The sequence below is a fragment of the Paenibacillus sp. FSL R5-0908 genome (assembly GCF_038006245.1).
GTDB lineage: Bacteria > Bacillota > Bacilli > Paenibacillales > Paenibacillaceae > Paenibacillus_AQ > Paenibacillus_AQ odorifer.
In genome coordinates, this window is the sequence record NZ_JBBOUV010000001.1 from 1,366,135 (window position 1) to 1,388,744 (window position 22,610).

The window sequence follows — 22,610 nt, forward strand, 5'->3', positions numbered from 1 at the left end:
CATGCGCCGGATAACATGGGTACTCGCGATCATTATGAGCGTGGCCCTGGTGATGACGGGGTGCGGGAAGAAGGATGCCGCTTCCGTAGTCAAGGATTTGAACAATGTGGCTGACAAGTTGGAAAGTAAGCAGGGAACGTACCAAGGTTCTGGCACAATGACCCTGTATACCGGGGAACAGCCGCAGGAGTATAAGGTAGAGGTATGGTACAAGAATCCTTCCTACTACCGGATCAGCTTGGCAAATGTTCAGAAGGATATTACGCAGATCGTACTTCGTAATGATGAGGGAGTGTTCGTACTCACACCAAGTATGAATAAGAGCTTCCGTTTCCAAAGCGATTGGCCGGATGATCAAGGTCAGGTCTATCTGTATCAGACGTTGGTTCGTGGCATAGTTTCGGATAATAATCGCCAATTTGTGGAAGATGGGGATAACTATGTGTTCGAGGTAGCTGCGAATTATCAAAGCAATGCCCTTGTACGGCAAAAGATTTGGCTTGATAAAAAGACTTATGAACCTAAACAGGTTCAAGTCTCGGATTCTGAAGCGAAGGTAGTTGTAAACGTGAAGTTTGACACCTTCAAATTCGATACGGATTTCACCAAGGATTCTTTTGATATGGAAAAGAACATGGCCTCAGGTAAGTCCGCAGAGAGCACAGTAGCTGAGGTTGACGAGAATGGTAATCCGGTTACAGCTCCTGAAGGCCAAGAACCGGCTGAGCAACCAGTGGCTGCAGAGCTTGGAGACTTTGGGATCATTGAACCTGATTATATTCCAGCTGGTGTCGAGTTTAAGGACTCGCATAAATTGGAGGGGAACAAAGACCATGCTGTTCTCATCCGATATGATGGGATTTATCAGTACACTATTATGGAATCCCGTCCACTGGACCGTGCGGTAGCACTGGCGCCTGGAACCCTGAAAGACCTTGGTTTTACATGGGGAGTTCTGAGTGGGGATGAGCAGCAGACATTGACCTGGATGTCTGAGGGAGTAGAGTACCGAATTACAAGTGCCAATCTTCCTGCTAATGAAATGATGCAAATTGCCGCTTCTATGGAGGCACAATCGGGTAAATAATAAAAAGTAGGCGGATACTGCGTTTTGTGGGATTCTTTCCTCTACAACGTAGTATCCGCTTTTCTTTATTTGCCGGGGCTCCAGCACACATTGACAGCCACCTTCTGTAGCATTACCATTGGTACTAAGACAATGATTAATGCAATGCAGCAATGACGTTTTACTACAACGTAAGAAGGTGACTTGAAGTGCAAGCAAGCTATCGACCGACAGTAGCCGAAATTAATCTGGATGATTTGCGTGCCAATTACGAAGCCTTTCGCCGCTACTTGCCGGCAGAGACAAAGTTTATGGGATGCGTCAAAGGAAATGCGTACGGCCATGGAGCAGTGGAAGTGACACGGGAGCTGGAAAGACTCGGAGCAGATTATGTTAGTGTGGCTTTTTTGGATGAAGCATTGGAGCTGCGTCAGGCGGGAATACTGATTCCTATACTGGTGCTTGGCTACACTTCCCCAGAAGGAATAGCCGTTGCCTGGGAGAACCATGTAACTGTAACACTGTTCACACCGGAGGTACTGGAGGCTATAAGACAGCTTCCTATAGATCCGGAACATCGGCTGAAGGTGCATATCAAGATTGATAGCGGGATGGGACGACTGGGTCTTTTACCAGCTGACGCACCTGCATTTATCTCTGAAGTGCAGTCTGTTGCGCAGGCGGAGCTGGAGGGTATGTTTACCCATTTTGCCAAGGCAGACGAACAAGACAAAAGCTATACACTGGAACAGCATCGACGGTTCATGAGCGTGGCGGAAACGCTGCGGGAGCAGAACATTCAGATCCCGATCATACATACGGGCAATAGCGCTACGGCCATTGATTCACCTTATTTATCCAGCAACATGGTGCGTGTAGGCATCAGCTTGTACGGATTTTATCCCTCCACAGAGGTGAACCGTCAACTGGTAGAACTACGTCCGGTATTGACGCTGAAGACGCAGGTTGTATATGTCAAAAGCCTGCCTGCCGATTGGGGCGTCAGTTACGGCACTAGGTACATCACAGAGAGCGAGGAGATTATTGCAACGCTACCTGTGGGGTACGCAGATGGATATTCCCGCATGCTAACTGGCAAAGCGGAGGTGCTAATACGTGGACGCCGCGTTCCTGTCGTCGGAACAATCTGCATGGATCAGTGTATGGTATCACTCAAATCTTTCGCTGTAGAAGCGGAACAAATTAAAGCAGGCGAAGAAGTTGTTCTCATCGGCCGTCAAGCTGACGTGATGATCACGGCAGACGAGTTGGCTCTCCAGCTTGGAACAATTCACTACGAGGTTATCTGCATGTTGGCTCATCGGGTGCCCCGCGTTTATATAAGTGAAGGCACACTTCCTAAATTAGTAAATGCTCTGCTCACAAACTGAAAGTTCTTGACAGTGATGTTATACAAGGGAGAAAATAGAAGGAATTGTATCGTATTAGGAGATGTGACTAAAAGCCTATACGAACCACCATTTCTAGTTTATAATGGGATGCAGCATACTTGATATACTGGCGGCATATATTCCTTGTATAAAATTCCTTGTATATTGTAACACTGGAACACAAGGGCAGAAGGTTTGTGGGGGTGGAAGAGAAGGTGGCTAATTTGCAGAACACCAAAAGAATCATGATCAGCTTGCCCGATCATCTCTTGCAGGAAGTGGACGGAATTGTTCAATTGGAGAATTCCAACCGGAGTGAATTGATTAGGCAGGCCATGAAGCTGTACTTGAGCGAACGGAGGAAACGTTCCATCCGGGAGTCCATGCAGCGCGGCTACATGGAAATGGCTAAGATCAACTTGACCATGGCATGCGAGGCTTTCCTCGCGGAGGAAGATGCAGACAGCACTCTTGGCCGCTTAGTAAGCGGGGTGTAGACATTGATCGTTAAACGTGGCGATGTTTTTTTTGCTGATCTTTCGCCGGTTGTAGGTTCTGAACAAGGCGGAGTAAGGCCAGTTCTGGTCATCCAGAACGATATTGGCAATCGCTTTAGCCCGACGGTAATTGTGGCTGCAATCACAGCCCAAATCCAGAAGGCTAAGTTACCTACACATGTGGAAATTGACGCAGCTGCTCATGGCTTTGACAGAGATTCTGTTATTTTGCTGGAACAGGTTAGGACGATTGACAAACAACGCTTAACTGACAAGATCACCCACCTTGATGATGAAACGATGAAAAAGGTGGATGAATCGCTGCAAATCAGCCTTGGTCTGATTGATTTTTAATCACCCTAGGTTATAGATAACTCATGAGATTGGCGCTCGGGTACGAATCCGGGCGTCTTTTAATGTGCGTTTTTGCGTATAGTAAATAAAGAATCGTTAGGTCTTCACTTTTTGAAAATGATCTGATATTATTAGACCGTACGGTCGGTTTAGGAGGTGCTTAGAATCAAAGGACGCTCAGACGGAGAAGAAACTAAAAAAAGAATTGTGCGCAAGGCCACGCAGCTGTTTGTACAGAAGGGTTATGCTGCCGTAACTATGAATGAAGTTTGTGTAGCCTCGAATGTCAGTAAAGGCAGTCTGTATCACCATTTTCCGAGCAAGGATGAGCTTTTTCTATTTGTAGTGGAAGTGGATACGTTAGAATGGCTGCAAGCGTGGGATGATAAGAAACAGGAAATTGTAGGGATCGAAGAACGATTTTATGCGTTAGCCGAACACTACGCAAATGATTTTCAGAATCCATTGATTCATGCGCTCGAGGAATTCTCCAGAAGCAGATGCCACCCGGAAGAGATTAGCAAGCGGCTTTCACTTCTTTATGAAGCAGCCTCACATGCTTGTCGTGATCTTTTGAAGGAAGGTATTGAAACGGGATATTTGGTAAAGGGCGACTTAGAGAACTATGTAATCATCGTGAGTGGCATGCTTGAAGGGATTGGAAGAGTTTCTGAATTCTCGATTCATGAGAAGACCCAGGAGGATATAAAAAAATATTACCGGGAAGCAGTAAATTTATTATTACAAGGGATCCGTACGGGGTAAGATAACGAGGGGCATGAAAAGAAGCTTTACATTCAGGATCATGAAGGCTGAAGCTTCTCAAAGGCACCGGGATAGGAAGGGTTATTTTTTTACTATTATTTAGACCGGATGGTCGGTCTTAACATGCATAATATTCGAAGTTTTGGCTTTAAACACACGGAGGGTTAATACAATGTCATTGTTACTTAGAAACAGAGGCGCTATGCTGCTTGTTATGCTTAATATTTTTCTGGCTTTCACTGGAATTGGGCTAGTAGTCCCAATAATGCCAACCTACATGAATGAGCTTGGGATCAGCGGAAGTACTGTCGGGCTCTTGGTCGCCTCCTTCTCGCTTGCCCAACTATTAATATCGCCATTTGCCGGCAGATTATCCGACAGAATCGGTAGAAAAAAGGTGATTGTCGCAGGTTTGATCGTGTTTGCGATATCGGAGCTGATTTTTGGTCTGGCCAATGTACCCTGGCTCTTGTTCGTTTCGAGATTGCTTGGTGGTGCAGGAGCTGCTCTAATTATGCCGGCAGTTATGGCTTATGTAGCGGACACGACTTCTTTTGAAGAGAGAGCTAAAGGAATGGGGCTAATTAATGCAGCCATTACCACCGGCTTTATTATTGGTCCTGGGATTGGCGGTTATCTGGCTGAGCTTGGAATGAGGGTACCTTTTTTCTGCGCGGCTGGTGCAGCTGGAGTTGCAGCTCTAATTACAGTTTTAATCTTGCCTGAGTCTCTGTCTGAAGAGAAACGTAAGGAAGCGAAGTTATCAAAAAACAATCAGGAAAGCTTCTTGACGCAGCTAATGCGTTCTTATCGCGAGCCGTACTTTTTCGGCTTAATTATTGTATTTGTCATGGCTTTTGGGCTGGCTAATTATGAAACGGTGTTCGGATTGTTCGTGGATCATAAATTTGGCTTTACGCCTAAGGATATCGCTTTTGTAATTACCTTTGGTTCTATTGCAGGTGCGGTGGTGCAGGTGTCCGCGTTTGGCTGGATCTTGAATAAATTCGGGGAGAACAAGGTGATCTCCACTTGTCTTATAGTCTCATCATTGTTTATTCTTCTGACCTTGTTTGTAAGCGGCTTTTGGGCCATTATTACGGTTACCTTTATTGTGTTCTTTGCAATGGATATTCTGCGTCCAGCAGTAGGTACACAGCTTTCCAAAATGGCCGGAGAATCGCAGCAAGGTTTCGTAGCGGGAATGAACTCAGCTTATACAAGTCTCGGAAATATTGCTGGGCCTATCGTCGCAGGGTATTTGTTTGATCTTAGTATTAACTTCCCATATGGGGCAGCCGCGCTCGTTCTGGCTTTGTGTTTTGTATTGTCACTGAGTTCCGGCAAACGCGGAATGGGACAGCGGGCGTAATCGCTAAATCCGGGCTCTGACCCGTCTACCATGCCTCGATATATGGGCACAGCGGTTCAGTACAACGCGCGCTATTCGGGCTGGTCTTTGGTGCAGAGCCGAATCTGTGATACTATTTTAATTATGAGATCAAGATATGTATAAGCAGATTGTGTACGGGAAGAGGGATACTAATGGCGGTAGATAACAGCAATACGGAAGTCATTACGGATGAGGCAAACGCACAGCGGGAGCAGGAATTGATAACCGTAGCGATTGCCAAGGAATTGAACATTAGTCTGAAACAGGTACGCACTACGGTAGGACTGCTGGATGAGGGAAATACTATTCCGTTCATCGCCAGATATCGGAAGGAAATGACGGGTGAGCTGGACGAGAATGCGCTTCGTGATATTGAAGAACGGCTTGGTTATCTTCGCAATCTAGGGGAACGTAAAAAAGATGTTATACGCAATATTGAAGAGCAGGGCAAGCTGACCAAGGAGCTTCATGAGCAAATTATCAATGCGGTCAAGCTTCAGGAAGTAGAGGACTTGTATCGTCCCTTCAAGCAAAAGCGTAAGACACGGGCTAGTGTTGCGAAGGAAAAAGGACTAGAGCCGCTTGCTAACTGGATCTTGGAGCAGCAAAGACAAGGGGACCCGCAGACTGAAGCATCGAAATATATTGATGTGGAAAAGGGAGTAGAGAGCGCAGACCAAGCACTGCAAGGCGCACTGGACATCATTGCCGAGAACATAGCAGATGATCCTGCGATCCGCTCTTGGGTTCGCCAGTATACAGCAAGTCAAGGTATTCTTGTGTCTGAAGCAAAGGATGCAGAACAAGAATCCGTATACGAAAATTATTATAGTTACCGTGAACCTGTACACAAAATGCCACCTCACCGCATCCTAGCAATTAACCGTGGTGAGCGTGAAAATATATTGAAGGTAGGCATTGAGGTCGTCACTGATAAAATTCATGCCTATATTGCACGGAAAATCATTAAAGGGCCATCCCCGGCGAAGGAACTGCTGGAAGCAGTGACTGAGGATGCCTACAAACGTTTGATTGCTCCTTCTGTAGAACGCGAAGTTCGGGGAGAGATGACCGAACGAGGGGAGAACCAAGCGATTTCGATCTTCTCTGGCAATCTACGTAGCCTGCTGCTGCAACCGCCAGTCAAGGGGCGTTGTGTACTGGGTGTTGACCCTGCATACCGCACTGGCTGTAAGCTGGCTGTTGTAGACGATACTGGTAAGCTGCTAGAAGTAGCCGTGACCTATCCGACGCCGCCGAACAACAAAAAGCTCGAAGCTGCTACTAAGTTCAAAGAGTTGATTGCTAAGTACGGCATTCAGCTCATCGTAATCGGCAATGGTACAGGCTCGCGTGAAACGGAGCAGTTTACTGCAGAAGTGATTGCCGAGATTGGCAATCCAGAGCTGGCGTACCTGATCGTTAATGAAGCGGGAGCGAGTGTCTATTCGGCTTCCAAGCTGGCGCAGGAGGAATTCCCGGATCTGGATGTAGCGGAGCGCAGCGCGGCTTCAATTGCCCGCCGTGTGCAAGACCCGCTGGCGGAGCTGGTGAAAATCGATCCGAAAGCTATTGGTGTGGGACAGTATCAGCATGACGTCTCTCAAAAGCATCTGGAGGAGAGTCTGAAAGCTGTCGTGGAATCGGCGGTAAACCATGTTGGTGTTGATGTGAATACAGCATCTCCTGCCTTGCTTTCTTATGTAGCAGGGGTTAATGGAACAATTGCTAAGAATATCGTTAAATTCCGGGAAGAGAACGGCAAGTTCACGACTCGGAAGCAGCTGCAAAAGGTACCTCGTCTAGGTGCCAAGTCCTATGAGCAATGTATCGGCTTCCTGCGGATTCCGGGTGGAGACAACACCTTGGACCGCACGCCTATTCACCCCGAGTCCTATCCGGTGGTGGATCGTTTGTTCCGTGAGCTAAGCCTCGATGTGAATAAGCTTGGCAGCAAAGAAGTAGCCTCACAGCTTGAGGTGCAAAATGCCGAGGAGCTGGCTGTGAAGCTGGATGTCGGCGTACCTACGCTGCGTGACATCCTGGAGAGCTTGCAGCGTCCGGGCCGCGATCCGCGCGAGGAGCTGCCGTTGCCGATCTTCCGTACCGATGTGCTGAAGATCGAGGACCTGGTTCCTGGCATGGAAATGCAGGGAACGGTCCGCAACGTTATCGATTTCGGCGCGTTTGTCGATATCGGCATCAAAAACGATGGGCTGGTGCATATTTCCCAGCTCAGCGGCAGCTTTGTGAAGCACCCGATGGACGTCGTCTCCGTAGGAGACAATGTCACCGTCTGGGTGATGGGTGTTGACCTGAAGAAGGGCCGGGTCAGCTTGACGATGCGTCCGCCGCGTGTTGAGGCGGGAAGTGTAAAGTAGACAGATCGCTGTGATCCTCTAAGAATGACAACAAGAAGCCAGTCTCTATTATTGGGGACTGGCTTCTTGTTGATTATTTTCAGCTGGAACCCTTTTTGTCATTAAAGGAGTGAAGGATGTGCACTCTTTGGGTAAGTTTAGAGTAACAGTTGAACTAATGGCTTATTTCTAGGAGGAGACAGACATGGGAAATCCATTGAAAGAATTAAAAAATAGTATGAATGGCCTGAAGCAATCCCTTGACGGAGTTAAGCAATCAGTAGAGGGATTGAAAAAACCTATAGATGAGATGAAGGGAAACATTCAGATCACGTTGGAGCAGGCGAAGGACAGATCTGAGGGATTCAAATCGGGGATCAATCGTATGAAGGAAAGTGTGGAGGAAACTAAGCTGGTTGTTAATGAGGCAAAGGAAACGGTAATGGAGGCGGGCGAGGTGTTATACACTCAGAAACGCTATAAAAAATTGTTGAAGCGAAACCGAAAAATGCAGCCTGCAAAGGCAGGCCGCCGTTTACTATAATCGTCGGAAGTCCAAACATTCACCGCAGTTACAACCCGTACCTTTTAATTATAGGAATGAGAGGGAAGCGCATTTAAAAAAATCTGCAACAGCTCATTTACCGAAGTCTCCATATTGGAACGTTGCTCAGCTGCAAGCCAATCCTCTTGAATGATGATGTAGCTGCAGGAACTGCTTTTTAAATAGCTGTATATTATTTGTGCTTCGTCAATTTCATGGCGTCCAATCGCTGCCGGGGTCTGATTGGGTTCACTCTGAAAGGTGTTCATAATCGCTGATTTTATTGCCGCTTGCAGGTGGGTGATATCCGGTTGATCATATTGTAGCTTGGTATGGGACAGGATACGGTTGCCCTTGAGCAGAATGAGTTTAAGCGTCTGTTCATTCATGGCCTCAAGAACTGCGATATTCTGATTCTCTTGAGCAAATTCGATAACCTTTTCTTTGTGAATCAGGAAGCTGACAGCTCCAATATAATCCCTGTATTTGGCGGCGGTTTCGAAGTCATAGTGCTCCGCGGCCACTGCCATCCGTTGCTCCATTTCCTCGAGGATGCTGGAATCTGAGCCGTTTAGTAAGCCAATGATCCGATCAATAATTTTATTATATTGAACAGCGGCATCTCCGCCTGCACACATCCCTATGCATAATCCAAGCGAATGGTTTAGGCATAGTGAATTTTTAAAGCCAGGGTTGCTGCAAAGGATTTTTGAGCTTTCTTTAATGCCTTGCACTGCCCGTTCCACCGTGCTTCTGCTTGTATAGGGACCCAAAACCTGAGTGCCTTCTTTGACCGCAGGATCATAGGTAATCTCTAACGAACGTATTTTTTCATCCGCTCCTATTACGATATAGGTATAAGCCTGCGGGTTTTTCATTTTTTTATTGTACATGGGTTTGATCTCTTTAATTAATTTGCATTCCAGCATAAAGGCTTCAAATTCGGTATCCGTAAGGATGATTTCCAGATCTTTAATATTTCTTACAAGCTGCTTAACCTTTGGGGAATGAGATTTTGAGTTTTGAAAATAGGATTGGACTCTCCGTTTTAACTGTTTTGCCTTGCCGACATATATAATATGACCGAGATTATCCTTCATGAGATAAACGCCGGGAGTTAGGGGAAGGCTTTTAAGTTTTTCTGTTAAATGAATAGTAACCCAGCCCTCTCATAAGAGTTGTATAATTGATAGTTTTAGTATAAGCTTGCAACCTTCATTTGTTCAAATCAGTCTAAAGAAGTGAAGGATCGAAGCTAAGGAGGGATCTTATGTACTTCGCAAAAAACATCGGTAGGCTGGCGCTGATAGCAGCAATGTTATGGCTTACAGCATGTAGCGGAACGCCAGAAGCAGGGACGGAGCCAAAGCAGACGCCAGAGCAGACACCAGTGCAGACACCAGTGCAGACGCCAGAGCAGACACCAGTGCAGACGCCAGAGCAGTCACAAGAGCAGACACCAGTGCAGACATCAACTGCGTCAGCGGCTACTACGGAATCACCACAGGAGACTGTGACATCAAGTACGGGGCAGCCGCAGGATCTAGAGGGATTGCCGCCATTAGTTGAGGAAGCGGCGTCTACGGTAATGAACTCCATTAGGAATAAGGATATGCAGCAATTAGCGGCATGGGTACATCAGGAGAAAGGGCTACGTTTCTCTCCATATGCATACGTGGATACAAAAAATGACCTTGTATTCACCCGGGAGGAAGTAGAAGGGTTAATGAAAGATTCCACCAAAAGAGTCTGGCGAACATTTGCTGGCTCCGGTGATTTAATTGAGCTGACATTCGCAGATTACTACAAGCGGTTTGTCTACGATGCGGATTTCATTCAGAAGGCCGAAATTACTGTGAACAAGGGGCTTGGGCAAGGGACGACGATCAATAACTTAAACGAAGTGTATCCTAAGGAGCAATATGATTTCGTTGAATATCATATTGCTGGCATCGATCCTTCTGTCGAGGGAATGGATTGGCGCAGCCTGCGCCTAGTCTTCGAAAAGATCGGAGAAGACCATGCATTAGTCGGCATTATTCATGATCAATGGACGCCTTAGCTTACGGACTCAGACGGCGCTATTATGGACGCCCTTAGCTTACGGGCTCAGTTGACGCTATTATGGACGTTGTTTACTTGATTCAACGAATTATTCACATCCGTTGATATATGCTGAACCTTACGGACCTAGATGACGCTATTCGCGTGTTTTTAGCGATTGGAGCACAGTTTCGGACTCCAGTGCAGCTATTCATTACAAAAAGGCACATTTAAGGTGCTTTTTGTGCCGATAGCGACGATGGAGTCCTTTAGTAGTCCAAATGTGCGATTATGCGGCGAATAAGGTCATCTGGGTCCGATAGCAGCTGCGTCTCTGCAAATATGATCTAACCTCTCGAAGTTTGATGTTCATCCCCGTCAAGTAGCCTCATGTACACAAATATGATCTAACCTCTCGAAGTTTGATGTTCATCCCGTCAAGTAGCCTCATGTACACAAATATGATCTAACCTCTCGAAGTTTGATGTTCATCCCCGTCAAGTAGCCTCATGTACACAAATATGATCTAGTCGCTCGAAGTTTGATGTTCATCCCCGTCAAGTAGCCTCATGCACACAAAGATGATCTATTCGCTCGTAGTTTGATAATCATCATCGCCAAGTAATCAGCATTTCTAAGCCTGAGTTAGCTTGCGGACCCAGCGACGTTATTTGCAAATTTATTGCGATTGGAGCACAGTTACGGACTCCAGTGCAGCTATTCGTTAGAAATAGGACCATATTGGATATTTTTTAGACAATAGCAACTATGGAGTCCGATAGCCGCTGCATCCGTTACCTTATCATTCGGAGTTTGGAATTGGGATAAAGGGAGAAGGAACAACAAACAAGGAACAACAAACAAGGGATGCTTCAGCAACCATTATGATGGCTTTTGAGGCATCCCTTATTTACTTATAAAAATGAACTTAGAAAGCTAAGGAAAGGAAGAGAGGCGAAGGGAACTTTGGAACTGGAAGAGAGACAGCAACCGCCCTAAGCTTTCCACAGGAAAGCCATCTTCGTAAGCATAAGCTTCTCGTATCTCAGCCGTCGTAAACGGCAGCTGGAAGTCCAAATGTTCACCGCAGCTACGACTGACCCTTAACTCTAGAACCCTCAAGCTCAATTTATATTATTGTGCCGCGCTAGAAGAAGAATAAGAAGCGGAGCCAGTTACAGGTTGAGCGACAGCTTTGTATCCATCTGGCAGATAAGTGGCAACAGATGCTTTTGTGATCACCTGCGCGTACATTTTCCCTGGTTCAGGAGCAGTCACGTTAAAGTAAATCACAGCCGTATTATCTTTACCAAATTCGATTCGCTCAATCACCAGCCCATACCCGGGGTTAGGTAGATTATTAACGGTAAGGGTGGCTTTATTTACGCCTTCACCCGCTTTGGTCAACGTAACCTCAGTTTCGTAGGTTGGAGTAGTGGGACTGCCATTAGATACAATTACACGTTTAGCAAAAGCGGCTGCATCATAGATCAGAGCGGCTGCTTCAGAGCGGGTAATAGCATCATTTGGCCGGAAATTACCGTTCTTATCGAGTGTGGCAATATGTGTATTCAGCAGGATCTGGAGACTATTTATAACCTCCGTAGAGAGTTTATCGCCATCCTTAATGTCTACATACATCAGCGTAACAGGGAAGTTACCTTTACTTTGCAGCGCTTGCGTCAATAAGTGCGCGAACTGAGCACGGGTGATAGTTCCGTTAGGATCCACTGTCCGGTCGAGTGAAAGACCATTATGCTTGGCAGTCAGGAAAGCTGAAGCATACCAGGATTTGTCGTTCACTTTATCAAAATAATCACTGGCTTTGGAAGAATTACTACCTGCCGCTGGTTGCGGAGTCAGATTCAGACCCCCAACGATGAATTGTATCCCTTGCGCAAAGCTTACCTTAGATTTAGGGGCAAACTTATCTTTGTCTACTCCGTTTATAATCCCCTCTTTATGCAAAGAGTTGATTTTTGCTTCCGCAGGATCACCTTTCAAATCTGAAAAAGCAAAAGCGGATGCCCCAAAAGACACACTCGCTGCCAAAATGCCGCAGGCTATAGTCATTTTTTTAGCGTTATTTATGAATAATGGTTTTTTCATTTGCGTCACCTCCATACTCTTAGATGGTAGATTAGACCAAAATGTTGCATAGAATTTAAAATATTATAACGATTCAAGTAAAATATTATCCACGCAGGAGCGATTCGGCACCATCTACATAAAGTTCAGTTCCCGTCACATGAAAGGATTCATCCGATGCCAGAAATAATACCAGATTGGCAACCTGCTCAGGCTTACCCGGTGCATTTTCCAGCGGATGATTACCTTCCGGAAATTCCACAGGAATCTTCACTTCTTGAAGTTCATCGCTTTTATACGTATTATCTCCAATTTGTGTATCGATTGATCCAGGACAGATGGCATTTACTCGGATGCCGTATTGCGCCAGCTCTAGTGCCGCCATTTTCATAAAAGCAACTTGTCCAGCCTTGGAAGATGAGTAAGCGGAGGCGCCAATGTTCGAGAATACTCGGTTGCCGTTAATGGAGCTGGTGATAATGATGCTGCCGCCATTTTCTTTCATAAGGGGGATGGCATATTTTACTGTGGCAAAGGTGCTGCGTAGGTTGGTATCCAGTGTCTGGTCCCAATCTTCTATTTCTAGTGTTTCGATGGGAGACCATGTACCATTAATGCCAGCATTGGCAAAAACAATATCAATTTTCCCGGCCGCCTCCCCAACCTTACGAATACTTTCTTCGACCAGACCTGGATTGGAGACATCGCATTCAATTACTGTTGCTGTACCGCCAATAGATTCAATCTCACGTTTAGTTTCGTAGGAATCCTCGGGAGTGCGGTCAAGCATATATACCTTAGCTCCGTGTTGGGCAAACCGAATCGCTGTAGCTTTTCCAATACCGGAACCAGCACCTGTAATCACTGCAACTTTATCCTGCAAACGTTTATCTGTCATGATGAATTTCCTCCTCGGCATTAGATTTCTTAATTAGTAATTACATACCCGGCATAGCTGAATCTAACCATTTGAACTGGAGGGTGGAACAACGTGGATGGATATATTACTATGGAACATAAGAGTGTAAAAAATATAAATTCAGATAAATTTAGATAAATCTAGCTCATGATAGGGGAACTATAGATGATTCAGCAGCAGGGAGCAGAACGGATTAATGTGGGGATATTTGCCCATGTGGACGCCGGGAAGACGACAACAACGGAGCATATTTTGTATGAAAGCGGTCGCATTCGAGCGCTTGGCAGCGTAGACACAGGGACGGCATTGACAGATTCTATGGATGTGGAGCGGCAGCGGGGGATCTCCGTACGGGCGGCATTGGCTTCTTTTGCTTGGAAAGGTGTGCAGATTAATCTGGTCGATACCCCGGGGCACGTCGATTTTCTGTCCGAAGTTGAGCGGTCTTTGCGGGTGATGGATTGTGCGGTGCTTGTTCTTTCAGCCGTGGAGGGTGTGCAGGCCCAAAGCGAGATGATCTGGAACGCGCTGCGCAAGCTGGGAATCCCCACACTTATTTTTGTGAACAAAATGGATCGTGTAGGCGCTGACGCTGAAGCTGTGCTGGCAGAGGCGCGGAATTATTTGTCTAGTGATATCATTCCAGTTCAGCAACCCATCGGCAAAGAGAAGGAGTACATAGGAGCAAGAGATTTATGGGAGAACGAAGCTGATGCTAACGCGCGAACAGAATTATTAGAGGCTTTAGCTGAACGGGACGAAGAGCTGTTGGAGAAGTATATGTCAGGTAGTCCTATTGATTTGTCTAAATGGAAAAAATATATGAAAACAGCCGCCTCATCAGGTCGCCTTTTTCCAATGGTATATGGCGTCGCCGCCAAGGGGCTTGGGATTACTGCCTTGCTGGATGCGATGGTTGAGTATTTTCCGCGCGCTGGTGGGAATGTGGAGGGTCTGGTGTCAGGCATCGTATACAATATTCAGCGTGATAAAAGTATGGGACGGATGGCGTTTGTCCGCCTTTATGAAGGGACAATTCGTAACCGCGATACGCTGTTGAATTATACGCAGGATATTCAGGGAAAAGTGACTCAGATCCGCAAGGTCGAAGGTGGTCGGACCGAGGATGTCGGAGCGCTTGAAGCGGGAGATATTGCTGTTATCTATGGTCTTTCCGGGGTGCGCATCGGAGATGTGCTCGGCCATCCGGGGGCCATTCCGGAGGAGGCGAAGCTGGCTGTACCGCTGCTAACGGTGCGTGTATTCTGGGAACCAGATATGGATGACCATAAGGTTATCGGAGCGCTGCAGGAGCTGGCGGATGAAGATCCGCTTTTGGATGCACAGTGGCTGCAGGATGAGCGGGAGCTGCATATCAAAGTAATGGGACCGATTCAGCTGGAGATTCTGAACAGTGTTCTGGAGGAGCGATATGCGCTGAAGGTTACTTTCGGTCAGCCTTCTGTCATATATAAAGAAACGCCAGCCCGTGCCGGGGAAGGTTTTATCGCTTACACGATGCCGAAACCGTGCTGGGCGATTCTACGCTTTCAGATTGAGCCTGGACCTCCGGGCAGTGGTTTAGTCTATGATTCGATAGTGCGGAGTTCCGATCTGCTGCCGCAATACCAGAGCGAAACCGCACGCCGTGTACCGGAAGCTCTACAACAGGGCTTGTACGGCTGGGAGGTTACCGACCTTAAAGTGACCTTGATCGAGGGACAGCATCATGTATGGCATACCCATCCGCTGGATTTTGCTGTGGCGACTCCAATGGGAATTATGGACGGACTCGCTCGGGTAGGCACTAAGCTTTTGGAGCCGATTCTGCAGGTTCGAATCGTGGTCCCTGAGGAGAATGGTGGACGGGTGATGAACGACCTCGTGCAGATGCGTGGCACGTTCGAGCCTCCCATGCTGCAAGGCGAACGGATGATCATCGAAGGACGTCTGCCGCTGGCAACGTCGCTTGATTATCCCGTAAGCTTAAGCTCCTACACGAAGGGGCGCAGCACGTTTACTTCTTTTTTTGCCGGCTATGAAGAATGCCCACCAGACGTATCTGCTGAGCGCACCCGCCGGGGCGTGAACCCACTTGATCAGGCGAAATATATATTAAGCGTGCGAAAGGCACTGCAAGGGTAAATTGAGGTAGAATGGCGCTGACGGGAAATAAAAAACTAGGGAGAGTGCCGGGATGTTAGTACTAAGATATACTCAGAAATTATTAAAAGATATGAAAGTAGCTCCAGTAGAAGTAGAAGACATCTCCTCATTTTTCAGTTGGCATGTGAATATTATGCAGCTCAGAAAAAAACATATTTTATTTGTACATGATGCAAGCCAGTTATGTATAGTATTGGATGGAATAAGAAGTGGTCAAGCTGATAAATTGGTTGAAAAGTTCAGAATAGAACTTAAGGAGTATTTATTGCAGGAGGGTTTTAAGAAGCAGCTCATAAATCAGTATTTATTAGAGGCCGGAGAAATCACTATATCCCGTACAAATAATAAAAGTGTACTTGGAACAATGAATGAAATAACACTATACAATTCGGTAGCTCAAAGTGATTTCAGCAGCTTGCTTGAGAGGAATAAGTGGTTGAACACTATTATATATAAACCTATTGATTATAAAAAGCCCATTAATGTCTTTAGAGAATCCTTAAATAGTTACTATTCATAAGCAAGTACTTGTCAATCTTGGACTAGCTGAAGCTTTTATCGGAAATCTGAGGGGGAAATAAATTGAGGATTAGAGAAGCAACAGCCAGTGATATAGACGGGATCGCTTTTGTCCACGCTGCGAGTTGGAAAACCACGTACAAAGGGCTAATTTCGGACGAGTTTCTCGATAAAATCACCATGGAAGCAAGAAGGAAGCTCTGGATTCGGAATTTTGAAAACCCCAATAAAGACGAGGTTATGTATGTGGCTGAAGATGGGGCTGGGACGATTATTGGTTTTGCAAATGGTGGAGCGCGAAGAGGGTCAGATCTCTCAGATCTCTATGATGCGGAGCTATATGCACTCTATTTGCTTAAGGAACAGCAAGGAAAGGGTCTTGGAAGGCAACTCATAAGAAGCGTAGCACAGAATTTATTGGAGGAAAATTATAGCTCGTTCATGACTTGGGTGGTAACAGGAAATCCCGCGATTCATTTCTATCACAAAGTGGGTGGGCAATCTGTTGCGACAAAAGAAGTGAAGATTGGGAATGAGGTCGTCGAAGAGATCATGATCGGATGGAGGGATATTGGGGTTGTTGGGGATTAAGAGCTAAGGGAAGCGACGTGCAGAAGCTTTTAACTGTATTTTGTACAACTATAATCCTGCAAATAACCCGCCAAAGGATATAACTGTATTTCGTACACCTATTTTTGTGATTTATTACTCTATGGGCACATTTTCTAGTTTTTAAGTGTACCGAATACAATTAAAGTCTTGATGATCCCATTGGGATATGGAATAAGTGTATGAAATGCAGTTATTTTACGAGTTCATAAAGCTATGCTGGCCTTATTCCACTTGCCCATAATCTGCTGTAGCAAGCCACCGCAAACCGGAGTATCGTTGCTGCAACCGCCTATTCCCCCTCAAACTCAGCCTTCTTCCGCGCCCGAAAACGCCGCACCTTCATAAGATTGCCACAGGCTTTGTCATCGCAGTACCGCTTGGAGCGGTTGCGTGTATCATCGTAATAGACCCAGAGGCAATCGGAATTCTCGCAGATGCGGAATCTGTTGGGTTCTTTTTCAAGCAATGCCTCGGCAAAAGACGCCGCAATCTCCGCCATCACCTGCTCCCAACCGCTATGGAGTGGCAACAGCTTTATTTCAGCTTGCTCGTCGCTTTTCCATACAATTCGCCGTGTAACAGGACCCTTGTCCATATAGACATTGAGCTGTTCCAGCATTACTCCATACACCGCATTTCCTTGCACAATAGCCTGTACCCAGTTCCATAGTAGAGAGCGAAGCTCTTTAAGCTGCGCCATTTCTATCGTGTTCGGCATCTGTGTTTCTAAAAGAGAATACTCCTTCAGCCATTTAAAAACCCATTCTTCTTCATCGAGCCTGTCCCGATCTTTATTCTTATCTCCTGTTCGCCAATCCCGCCAGTAGCTGTTAATGAAATTCTCCCACAACACGGTCTGTTCATCCTTTCCGATTCAACGCTCATTACAAATCATTGTAACAGTTAAAAATAAGTTTAGCTAGTTACTTGAATGCAATCTGGAAATATGCTACATTTCTTTTGTAACCACTATATTATGGTTTAAGTCGTTACATACTAGTTGGCTTTGAAGTAGTTCTTTTTGAAGCTACACCATGAAGTTTATGTTTACACAAATTTTAGGAGGTTGAACATGCAAAATAAAATCAGTGAGGTCTTGCTCCAAAATTGGGATTATTGCATGGATATCGAGGATTGGGCTCCGCCGCTTAGCGATGCGCTGGAAGGTGTGGATAGCAAACAGGCTCTCTGGAAGCCAGAGGGTGGGGCGGCCAATTCTATCTGGGAAACGGTTAACCATCTAACTTATTATAAGGTGCGTTTGCTCCGAAAGCTAAAAGGGTTGCCCAAACAACCCGATGCTGAAAGCAACGATGATACCTTTACTGTAACAGCTGAAGGAGAAGAAGCATGGGCGAAAGCCGTTGCAGACCTGAAGGACGTGCATGCTGCTCTTAGAGAAATCATTGAAGCGTTGGAAGAAGGCGCGTATGATTGGGGCGGTTCGGGTCATGCGCCAGGGGAAGAGGTAATGAGCCTTATCCTACACGATTCTTACCATACTGGACAAATTATTATGCTGCGTAAATTGCAGGGTTCTTGGGTGTCCAACCGTAGTTTTAATTAGAACCTCCACATTTAAAAATACAAGCCGTACACTGCTATTCCGGTATACCCGGGTCAGCGGAGGTATGGCTTTTTTTGTGCAACTCTGGTAGGCACGAGTATATATTCTATATTGTTTTTTTTGGTTGATTTGGATAAATTAAAACGCGATATGGATATGGGCTCAGAAACTAATCACTGATATCATATAATCCAAAGGCTGAATTAACAAATAACTAGAGCTGTAGATGATTCCTGAAGATTCAAGGGTCATCTTTTTTGATGAGGAATCAAAGACTATCAGGCGGAAGGGAGTGTAAAGATTGACGAGGTTTGGACAGTTAAACACATTGCGTAATCAAATTTTCCTGGGTTTTATGTTTGTCATGGTGATCGTACTCGCCACGGTTGGTTTTTTTATGTACGGGCAAGTTTCGGTTCTATTACGCAATAGTGCGGAGAAGCACATTGAACAGACTGCAGTTCAGGCAACGGGCAAATTGGATGTACTGATCCGGCAGATTAACACGTTGACGGCGCAAGTGGCAACCAACGCCTCCATTCAGCGATTACTCGCTCAAGAGGCCGAAGGAAAGCCGATCAGCTTCGCCGAACGTCAAACCATCCAGCAGGAAGTACGTAAATATGAGGCGTATGCGACAGGGATTCGTTCCATTGAGCTGTATGCAGGTGATTATCAGAAATTACTTTCTGTTGATGACGCCAGTCTGAACAATCGCGTATCCGAAGAATGGATCAACCGGGTGGACGAGGGCAAAGGACGTCTCGTATGGTTTGGACTTGACCCGCGGAATTCGGATATCGTCATCGCGATTCGTAATATTAGACTGATTGATCATTCATTCACGAAAGCTGGCTATATTATGGTTCAAATTGAGAAAAGTTACTTCCAGCTTACAGATGAGGTGGACAGATCACAGGCGGAAACGCGTGAATTAATGAGATTATTTGATGAAGCGGGACGGCAAATTTCTTCCGATTTTTCCGTAAATGTTAATGCAAATAAGATACTGGATCATGGAGGAGAAAAGGTTGAGGTTGGCGGAGAAGACTACATTGTGATTCAGAAGCAGTCCAAGGCAACAGGTTGGAGGCTAGTAATCCTCACTCCAGTTGACTATACGACAGAGGGGATATCTGTCCTTCGTACAGCGATCATCGTATCCGGTGTTGTTGGCAGTTTATTGTTTCTCATCTTTACTTTTATTTTATCCACGATGATTACACGTCCCATACTGAATTTGATTAAAGTGATGCGCGGTTCACGATTTGGAACCTTGAAACCGATTTCAGTCACTTCTACCACCATGGAGATCAATGAGCTCAATAATACTTATAACCAGATGGTTCACTCTCTGAATGAACTAATTGAAGTCGTCTATCAGAAGGAGATTGTCCAGAGTCGCACAGAATTAAAGGCACTTCAGGCTCAAATCAATCCGCACTTTCTATTTAACACATTAGAAGCATTCTACTGGGCCCTCGATGAAAAAGGTGAGGAGGAATTAGCTCAAATTGTGGTTGATATGTCGGGGCTTTTTCGTTATGTCATCAATCGAACTGATGATGATGAATGGGTGACTATCGGCGATGAGCTCGACCATGCCGAAAGATATTTGAAGATTATGGAGATGCGTATGCTCGACAGGTTATCCTGGCGGATTGAGTCAGATGAAGCTTGCCGAAGTGTTCCGCTACCGAAGCTGTTAATCCAGCCTCTTGTCGAAAATGCGATTCTTCATGGCGTAGAGCAAAGGGTTGGACCGGGGACAGTCATGCTAATTGTCAGACCCTCAAGTCGTCCGGGATATACATTGGTTACGGTAACTGACGATGGTCCAGGGATGGATGCAGCAAAGATATCGTCTATCTATCAGACCATGGAGAAGGGGAGTATGAGGTCTTCCAAAGGGACCGGGATTGGTATTGCTAATATAGAGCGGAGACTGAAACTCAGTTACGTAGACAATACGGACGGGCTTGAAATACGAAGTGAAGAAGGTTATGGAACTAGCATTTCTTTTGAAATACCGAATGAACCTGGAGAGGGGAAAAACACGTGAAAACTATACTCATCGTGGATGATGAACCGAGAACAAGAGAAGGGGTTCGTAAAACATTAGAAGTCTGGTCATCCGGTCAATATCGCATCGAAACCGCAGCAAGCGGTGTTGAAGCACTGGCATGGCTGCAAAATAACGAAGTTAATCTACTTATTACCGATGTGCGCATGCCTGAGATTGGAGGGCTAGAATTAGTTGAAAAGCTGAACGAAATGCCTCATCCTCCAGTGGTTATTGTGATCTCTGGCCATCCTGAATTTGACTATGCACAGAAAGCCTTGCAGTTTGGTGTGGTTGAATATTTACTGAAGCCACTCGACAAAACGAAGCTGGTCCGAGCAGTGGAATTAGCACTGAAACGCAAGGAGGATATTTATCGAATCGAACGAATGGAGAAGCTGATCGATCCCAAGCTTATGGAAACGGTACAGCAGGAGAAAGTGTATAGCACCCAAGTGCGGGAGGCACTCCAATACTTAGACGAACATCTTCACGAATCGATATCCATGCGTGATATAGCGGAGCAATTACACATGAATGCCAGCTATTTCAGCGTCCTTTTCAAAGAGCAGACGGGACTGACTTACAGTGAATATGTAACGAGAAGGAGAATACAACGAGCCAAAGAACTACTGGTTAGCACACGGCTGTCCATTGCTGAAATCGCGGAACAAGTAGGCTATCAAACGGCCAAATATTTTGTGAAAGTATTCCGTGCACTCGAAAATGTTAGTCCAGGGCAATACCGGCAGAACGTCATGTCCACGGAGGAAAGAATCCAATAATAGTGGTATTAGTCCCAATCCTTATGACCTTACGACATCATGGGATCCAAGCTACAATTTAGTTAAGCGGTTACAAGGCCGCTAGACAACAATAGAAAAGGGGTTGTAAGCGTGCGCAATAAAAAATGGACAATATTGTTCTTAACGATGTGCCTCGTTCTTGTCACAGCTGGTTGTGGTCAAAAAGATAACAATGCAGGTGAATCTAAAGGTAGTGCAAATGGGGGAAGCGACAAAGTCACCGTTAACTTCATGCATTTATGGCCAGAAGGTGTTTCTGCCGGGCAAAATAAAATTGTTAATCAAATCATTAAAGAATATCAAACAGAGCATCCCAATGTTGTGATCAAGCAAGAGGTTCTGGACAACGAGCAATACAAAAATAAGTTGAAGGTATTGTCTGCTTCTAACGAATTGCCAGACGTTGGGGTAACTTGGGCCGCTGGCTTTTTGCAGCCTTACGTTGAAGGAAATCTCTTCGCTCCTGTAGATGACTTGTTGAATGGTGAATTAAAAGACAAGTTCGTCGCAGGAACTACAGAAGCTTATGCTATTAACGATAAAACGTATGCGCTTCCACTTGAGTTTAACATTGCACCTATCTACTACAATAAAGCTATTTTTGAAAAATATAATCTTGAGGTCCCACAAACCTACGATCAGTTTAAGCAAGTTGTAAAAACACTATCTGAAGGGGGCATTGCACCGATTGCTCTCGGCAATAAGGATCGCTGGACAGGATCGCTTTGGTATATGTATCTGGCTGATCGGATCGCAGGCCAACAGGCACTTGCAGGTGCGATCAGTGGTTCAGGATCATTTATGGATGAAGGATTAGTAAAGGCGGCTTCTGAGGTTCAATCACTTGTTGACAGCAATGCATTTGTTAAGGGATTCAACGGTTTATCAAATGAAGAGGCAAAATCAGAGTTCGTAAATGGCAAGGCAGCAATGTACATGATGGGATCATGGGATCTGCCAAACTTCACAACGAATGAAGAAATTCCACTGGAATTCCGTAATAGTGTTGGTTTCTTCAAATTCCCGACAGTTGAAGGCGGGAAGGGAGACATTAACAGCTGGGTAGGTGGACCAGGTGTAGGATTATTTGTTGCTGAGAACTCTGAGGTAAAAGAAGAAGCAAAATTATTCGTCGAGTATTTCGTGTCCAAATGGGGAGAGCAATCCGTAACTGGAGCAGGCGTTATTCCAGCTACGAAGGTGGACACCGCCACACTGGACCTACCACAGCTATACATCGATTTGTTTAACGAAATGAACAAAGCAAGCAGCATCACATTATTCGCAGATGTTCAAATGCGTGCCAATGCAGCAGAAACGCATCTGAATATGATCCAGGCTCTTTTTGGCAAAGCGGTGACGCCAGAGAAGTATTCCGAGGAGCATGACGCAGCCATCTCCAAAGGCAACTAAAGCTTCGACAACTAGGTGAAGGGGACAATTAGCTTATCCGGCAGC

Annotated in this window: 20 protein-coding genes; 16 read left to right on the forward strand and 4 right to left on the reverse strand. The window is 45.7% G+C overall.

The annotated features are described in order from the left end of the window. Position 1 precedes the first annotated feature (1 nt). The 8 genes from MKZ09_RS06090 (at position 2) to MKZ09_RS06125 (ending at position 8,370) form a co-directional block, all read left to right on the forward strand. Positions 2–1,087, forward strand: coding sequence for a LolA family protein (locus MKZ09_RS06090; RefSeq protein ID WP_076137665.1), 1,086 nt, complete (start codon positions 2–4; stop codon positions 1,085–1,087). A gap of 188 nt (positions 1,088–1,275) precedes the next feature. Next, entirely contained in the window at positions 1,276–2,457 is a 1,182-nt protein-coding gene (alr, locus tag MKZ09_RS06095; protein ID WP_076137663.1) for an alanine racemase, read from the forward strand. 215 nt (positions 2,458–2,672) lie between these two features. Next, positions 2,673–2,954, forward strand: coding sequence for a CopG family ribbon-helix-helix protein (locus MKZ09_RS06100; protein WP_025698676.1), 282 nt, complete (start codon positions 2,673–2,675; stop codon positions 2,952–2,954). A gap of 3 nt (positions 2,955–2,957) precedes the next feature. Further along, positions 2,958–3,308 carry a type II toxin-antitoxin system PemK/MazF family toxin gene (locus tag MKZ09_RS06105; RefSeq protein ID WP_036686777.1) on the forward strand — a complete coding sequence of 117 codons (351 nt, stop codon included), beginning with the start codon at positions 2,958–2,960 and terminating at the stop codon, positions 3,306–3,308. A 156-nt stretch (positions 3,309–3,464) separates the two neighbouring features. Continuing rightward, complete coding sequence (locus MKZ09_RS06110) at positions 3,465–4,073, forward strand: TetR/AcrR family transcriptional regulator (RefSeq protein ID WP_081383506.1); 609 nt, start codon at positions 3,465–3,467, stop codon at positions 4,071–4,073. Between the two features lie 172 nt (positions 4,074–4,245). Next, complete coding sequence (locus MKZ09_RS06115; RefSeq protein ID WP_076137661.1) at positions 4,246–5,445, forward strand: MFS transporter; 1,200 nt, start codon at positions 4,246–4,248, stop codon at positions 5,443–5,445. 173 nt (positions 5,446–5,618) lie between these two features. After that, positions 5,619–7,847, forward strand: coding sequence for a Tex family protein (locus tag MKZ09_RS06120; protein ID WP_076207744.1), 2,229 nt, complete (start codon positions 5,619–5,621; stop codon positions 7,845–7,847). Positions 7,848–8,031: 184 nt separating this feature from the next. Next, entirely contained in the window at positions 8,032–8,370 is a 339-nt protein-coding gene (locus MKZ09_RS06125) for a hypothetical protein (RefSeq protein ID WP_076100048.1), read from the forward strand. A 44-nt stretch (positions 8,371–8,414) separates the two neighbouring features. On the opposite strand, the gene MKZ09_RS06130 is transcribed toward MKZ09_RS06125, so the two are convergent. Beyond that, a complete protein-coding gene (locus MKZ09_RS06130; protein WP_076207746.1) occupies positions 8,415–9,470 on the reverse strand; it encodes a GIY-YIG nuclease family protein in 1,056 nt (351 codons plus the stop codon). A 170-nt stretch (positions 9,471–9,640) separates the two neighbouring features. On the opposite strand from MKZ09_RS06130, the gene MKZ09_RS06135 reads away from it, so the two are divergent. Beyond that, entirely contained in the window at positions 9,641–10,432 is a 792-nt protein-coding gene (locus tag MKZ09_RS06135; protein WP_076207748.1) for a hypothetical protein, read from the forward strand. A gap of 1,115 nt (positions 10,433–11,547) precedes the next feature. Here MKZ09_RS06135 and MKZ09_RS06140 read toward each other — a convergent pair. Next, entirely contained in the window at positions 11,548–12,522 is a 975-nt protein-coding gene (locus tag MKZ09_RS06140) for an S-layer homology domain-containing protein (protein ID WP_076207751.1), read from the reverse strand. Positions 12,523–12,607: 85 nt separating this feature from the next. After that, a complete protein-coding gene (locus MKZ09_RS06145; RefSeq protein ID WP_076207753.1) occupies positions 12,608–13,399 on the reverse strand; it encodes an SDR family oxidoreductase in 792 nt (263 codons plus the stop codon). 186 nt (positions 13,400–13,585) lie between these two features. On the opposite strand from MKZ09_RS06145, the gene MKZ09_RS06150 reads away from it, so the two are divergent. The 3 genes from MKZ09_RS06150 (at position 13,586) to MKZ09_RS06160 (ending at position 16,696) form a co-directional block, all read left to right on the forward strand. Beyond that, positions 13,586–15,565: a GTP-binding protein gene (locus MKZ09_RS06150; RefSeq protein ID WP_076207755.1), complete on the forward strand. Its 1,980-nt coding sequence runs from the start codon at positions 13,586–13,588 to the stop codon at positions 15,563–15,565. Between the two features lie 52 nt (positions 15,566–15,617). After that, a complete protein-coding gene (locus MKZ09_RS06155; protein WP_076137649.1) occupies positions 15,618–16,106 on the forward strand; it encodes a DUF6933 domain-containing protein in 489 nt (162 codons plus the stop codon). A gap of 62 nt (positions 16,107–16,168) precedes the next feature. Next, a complete protein-coding gene (locus tag MKZ09_RS06160) occupies positions 16,169–16,696 on the forward strand; it encodes a GNAT family N-acetyltransferase (protein ID WP_076207757.1) in 528 nt (175 codons plus the stop codon). Between the two features lie 310 nt (positions 16,697–17,006). Here the strand turns inward: MKZ09_RS06160 and MKZ09_RS06165 are convergent, their stop codons facing one another. Next, the gene (locus MKZ09_RS06165; RefSeq protein WP_076207759.1) at positions 17,007–17,570 is read right to left on the reverse strand and encodes a CGNR zinc finger domain-containing protein; all 564 of its coding nucleotides are present in this window, start codon (positions 17,568–17,570) and stop codon (positions 17,007–17,009) included. Positions 17,571–17,789: 219 nt separating this feature from the next. On the opposite strand from MKZ09_RS06165, the gene MKZ09_RS06170 reads away from it, so the two are divergent. The 4 genes from MKZ09_RS06170 to MKZ09_RS06185 all read left to right on the forward strand — a co-directional run bounded on the left by MKZ09_RS06170 (position 17,790) and on the right by MKZ09_RS06185 (position 22,565). After that, positions 17,790–18,284 carry a DinB family protein gene (locus tag MKZ09_RS06170; RefSeq protein WP_036686798.1) on the forward strand — a complete coding sequence of 165 codons (495 nt, stop codon included), beginning with the start codon at positions 17,790–17,792 and terminating at the stop codon, positions 18,282–18,284. Positions 18,285–18,585: 301 nt separating this feature from the next. After that, on the forward strand, positions 18,586–20,346 hold the full coding sequence (locus MKZ09_RS06175) for a sensor histidine kinase (protein ID WP_076207761.1): 1,761 nt from the start codon (positions 18,586–18,588) through the stop codon (positions 20,344–20,346). Next, complete coding sequence (locus MKZ09_RS06180; RefSeq protein ID WP_076207763.1) at positions 20,343–21,131, forward strand: response regulator transcription factor; 789 nt, start codon at positions 20,343–20,345, stop codon at positions 21,129–21,131. Before MKZ09_RS06175 ends, MKZ09_RS06180 begins: the two co-directional genes overlap by 4 nt. Positions 21,132–21,242: 111 nt before the next feature. Next, entirely contained in the window at positions 21,243–22,565 is a 1,323-nt protein-coding gene (locus MKZ09_RS06185) for an extracellular solute-binding protein (RefSeq protein WP_076100035.1), read from the forward strand. Positions 22,566–22,610 lie beyond the last annotated feature (45 nt).

Excerpts from the sequence above, each read along its gene's own strand:
- MKZ09_RS06090 (WP_076137665.1), top strand. The coding sequence starts at position 2 with ATGCGCCGGATAACATGGGTACTCGCGATCATTATGAGCGTGGCCCTG.
- MKZ09_RS06115 (WP_076137661.1), top strand. The coding sequence starts at position 4,246 with ATGTCATTGTTACTTAGAAACAGAGGCGCTATGCTGCTTGTTATGCTT.
- MKZ09_RS06120 (WP_076207744.1), top strand. The coding sequence starts at position 5,619 with ATGGCGGTAGATAACAGCAATACGGAAGTCATTACGGATGAGGCAAAC.
- MKZ09_RS06125 (WP_076100048.1), top strand. The coding sequence starts at position 8,032 with ATGGGAAATCCATTGAAAGAATTAAAAAATAGTATGAATGGCCTGAAG.
- MKZ09_RS06130 (WP_076207746.1), bottom strand. The coding sequence starts at position 9,470 with ATGAAGGATAATCTCGGTCATATTATATATGTCGGCAAGGCAAAACAG.
- MKZ09_RS06135 (WP_076207748.1), top strand. The coding sequence starts at position 9,641 with ATGTACTTCGCAAAAAACATCGGTAGGCTGGCGCTGATAGCAGCAATG.
- MKZ09_RS06140 (WP_076207751.1), bottom strand. The coding sequence starts at position 12,522 with ATGAAAAAACCATTATTCATAAATAACGCTAAAAAAATGACTATAGCC.
- MKZ09_RS06145 (WP_076207753.1), bottom strand. The coding sequence starts at position 13,399 with ATGACAGATAAACGTTTGCAGGATAAAGTTGCAGTGATTACAGGTGCT.
- MKZ09_RS06150 (WP_076207755.1), top strand. The coding sequence starts at position 13,586 with ATGATTCAGCAGCAGGGAGCAGAACGGATTAATGTGGGGATATTTGCC.
- MKZ09_RS06155 (WP_076137649.1), top strand. The coding sequence starts at position 15,618 with ATGTTAGTACTAAGATATACTCAGAAATTATTAAAAGATATGAAAGTA.
- MKZ09_RS06170 (WP_036686798.1), top strand. The coding sequence starts at position 17,790 with ATGCAAAATAAAATCAGTGAGGTCTTGCTCCAAAATTGGGATTATTGC.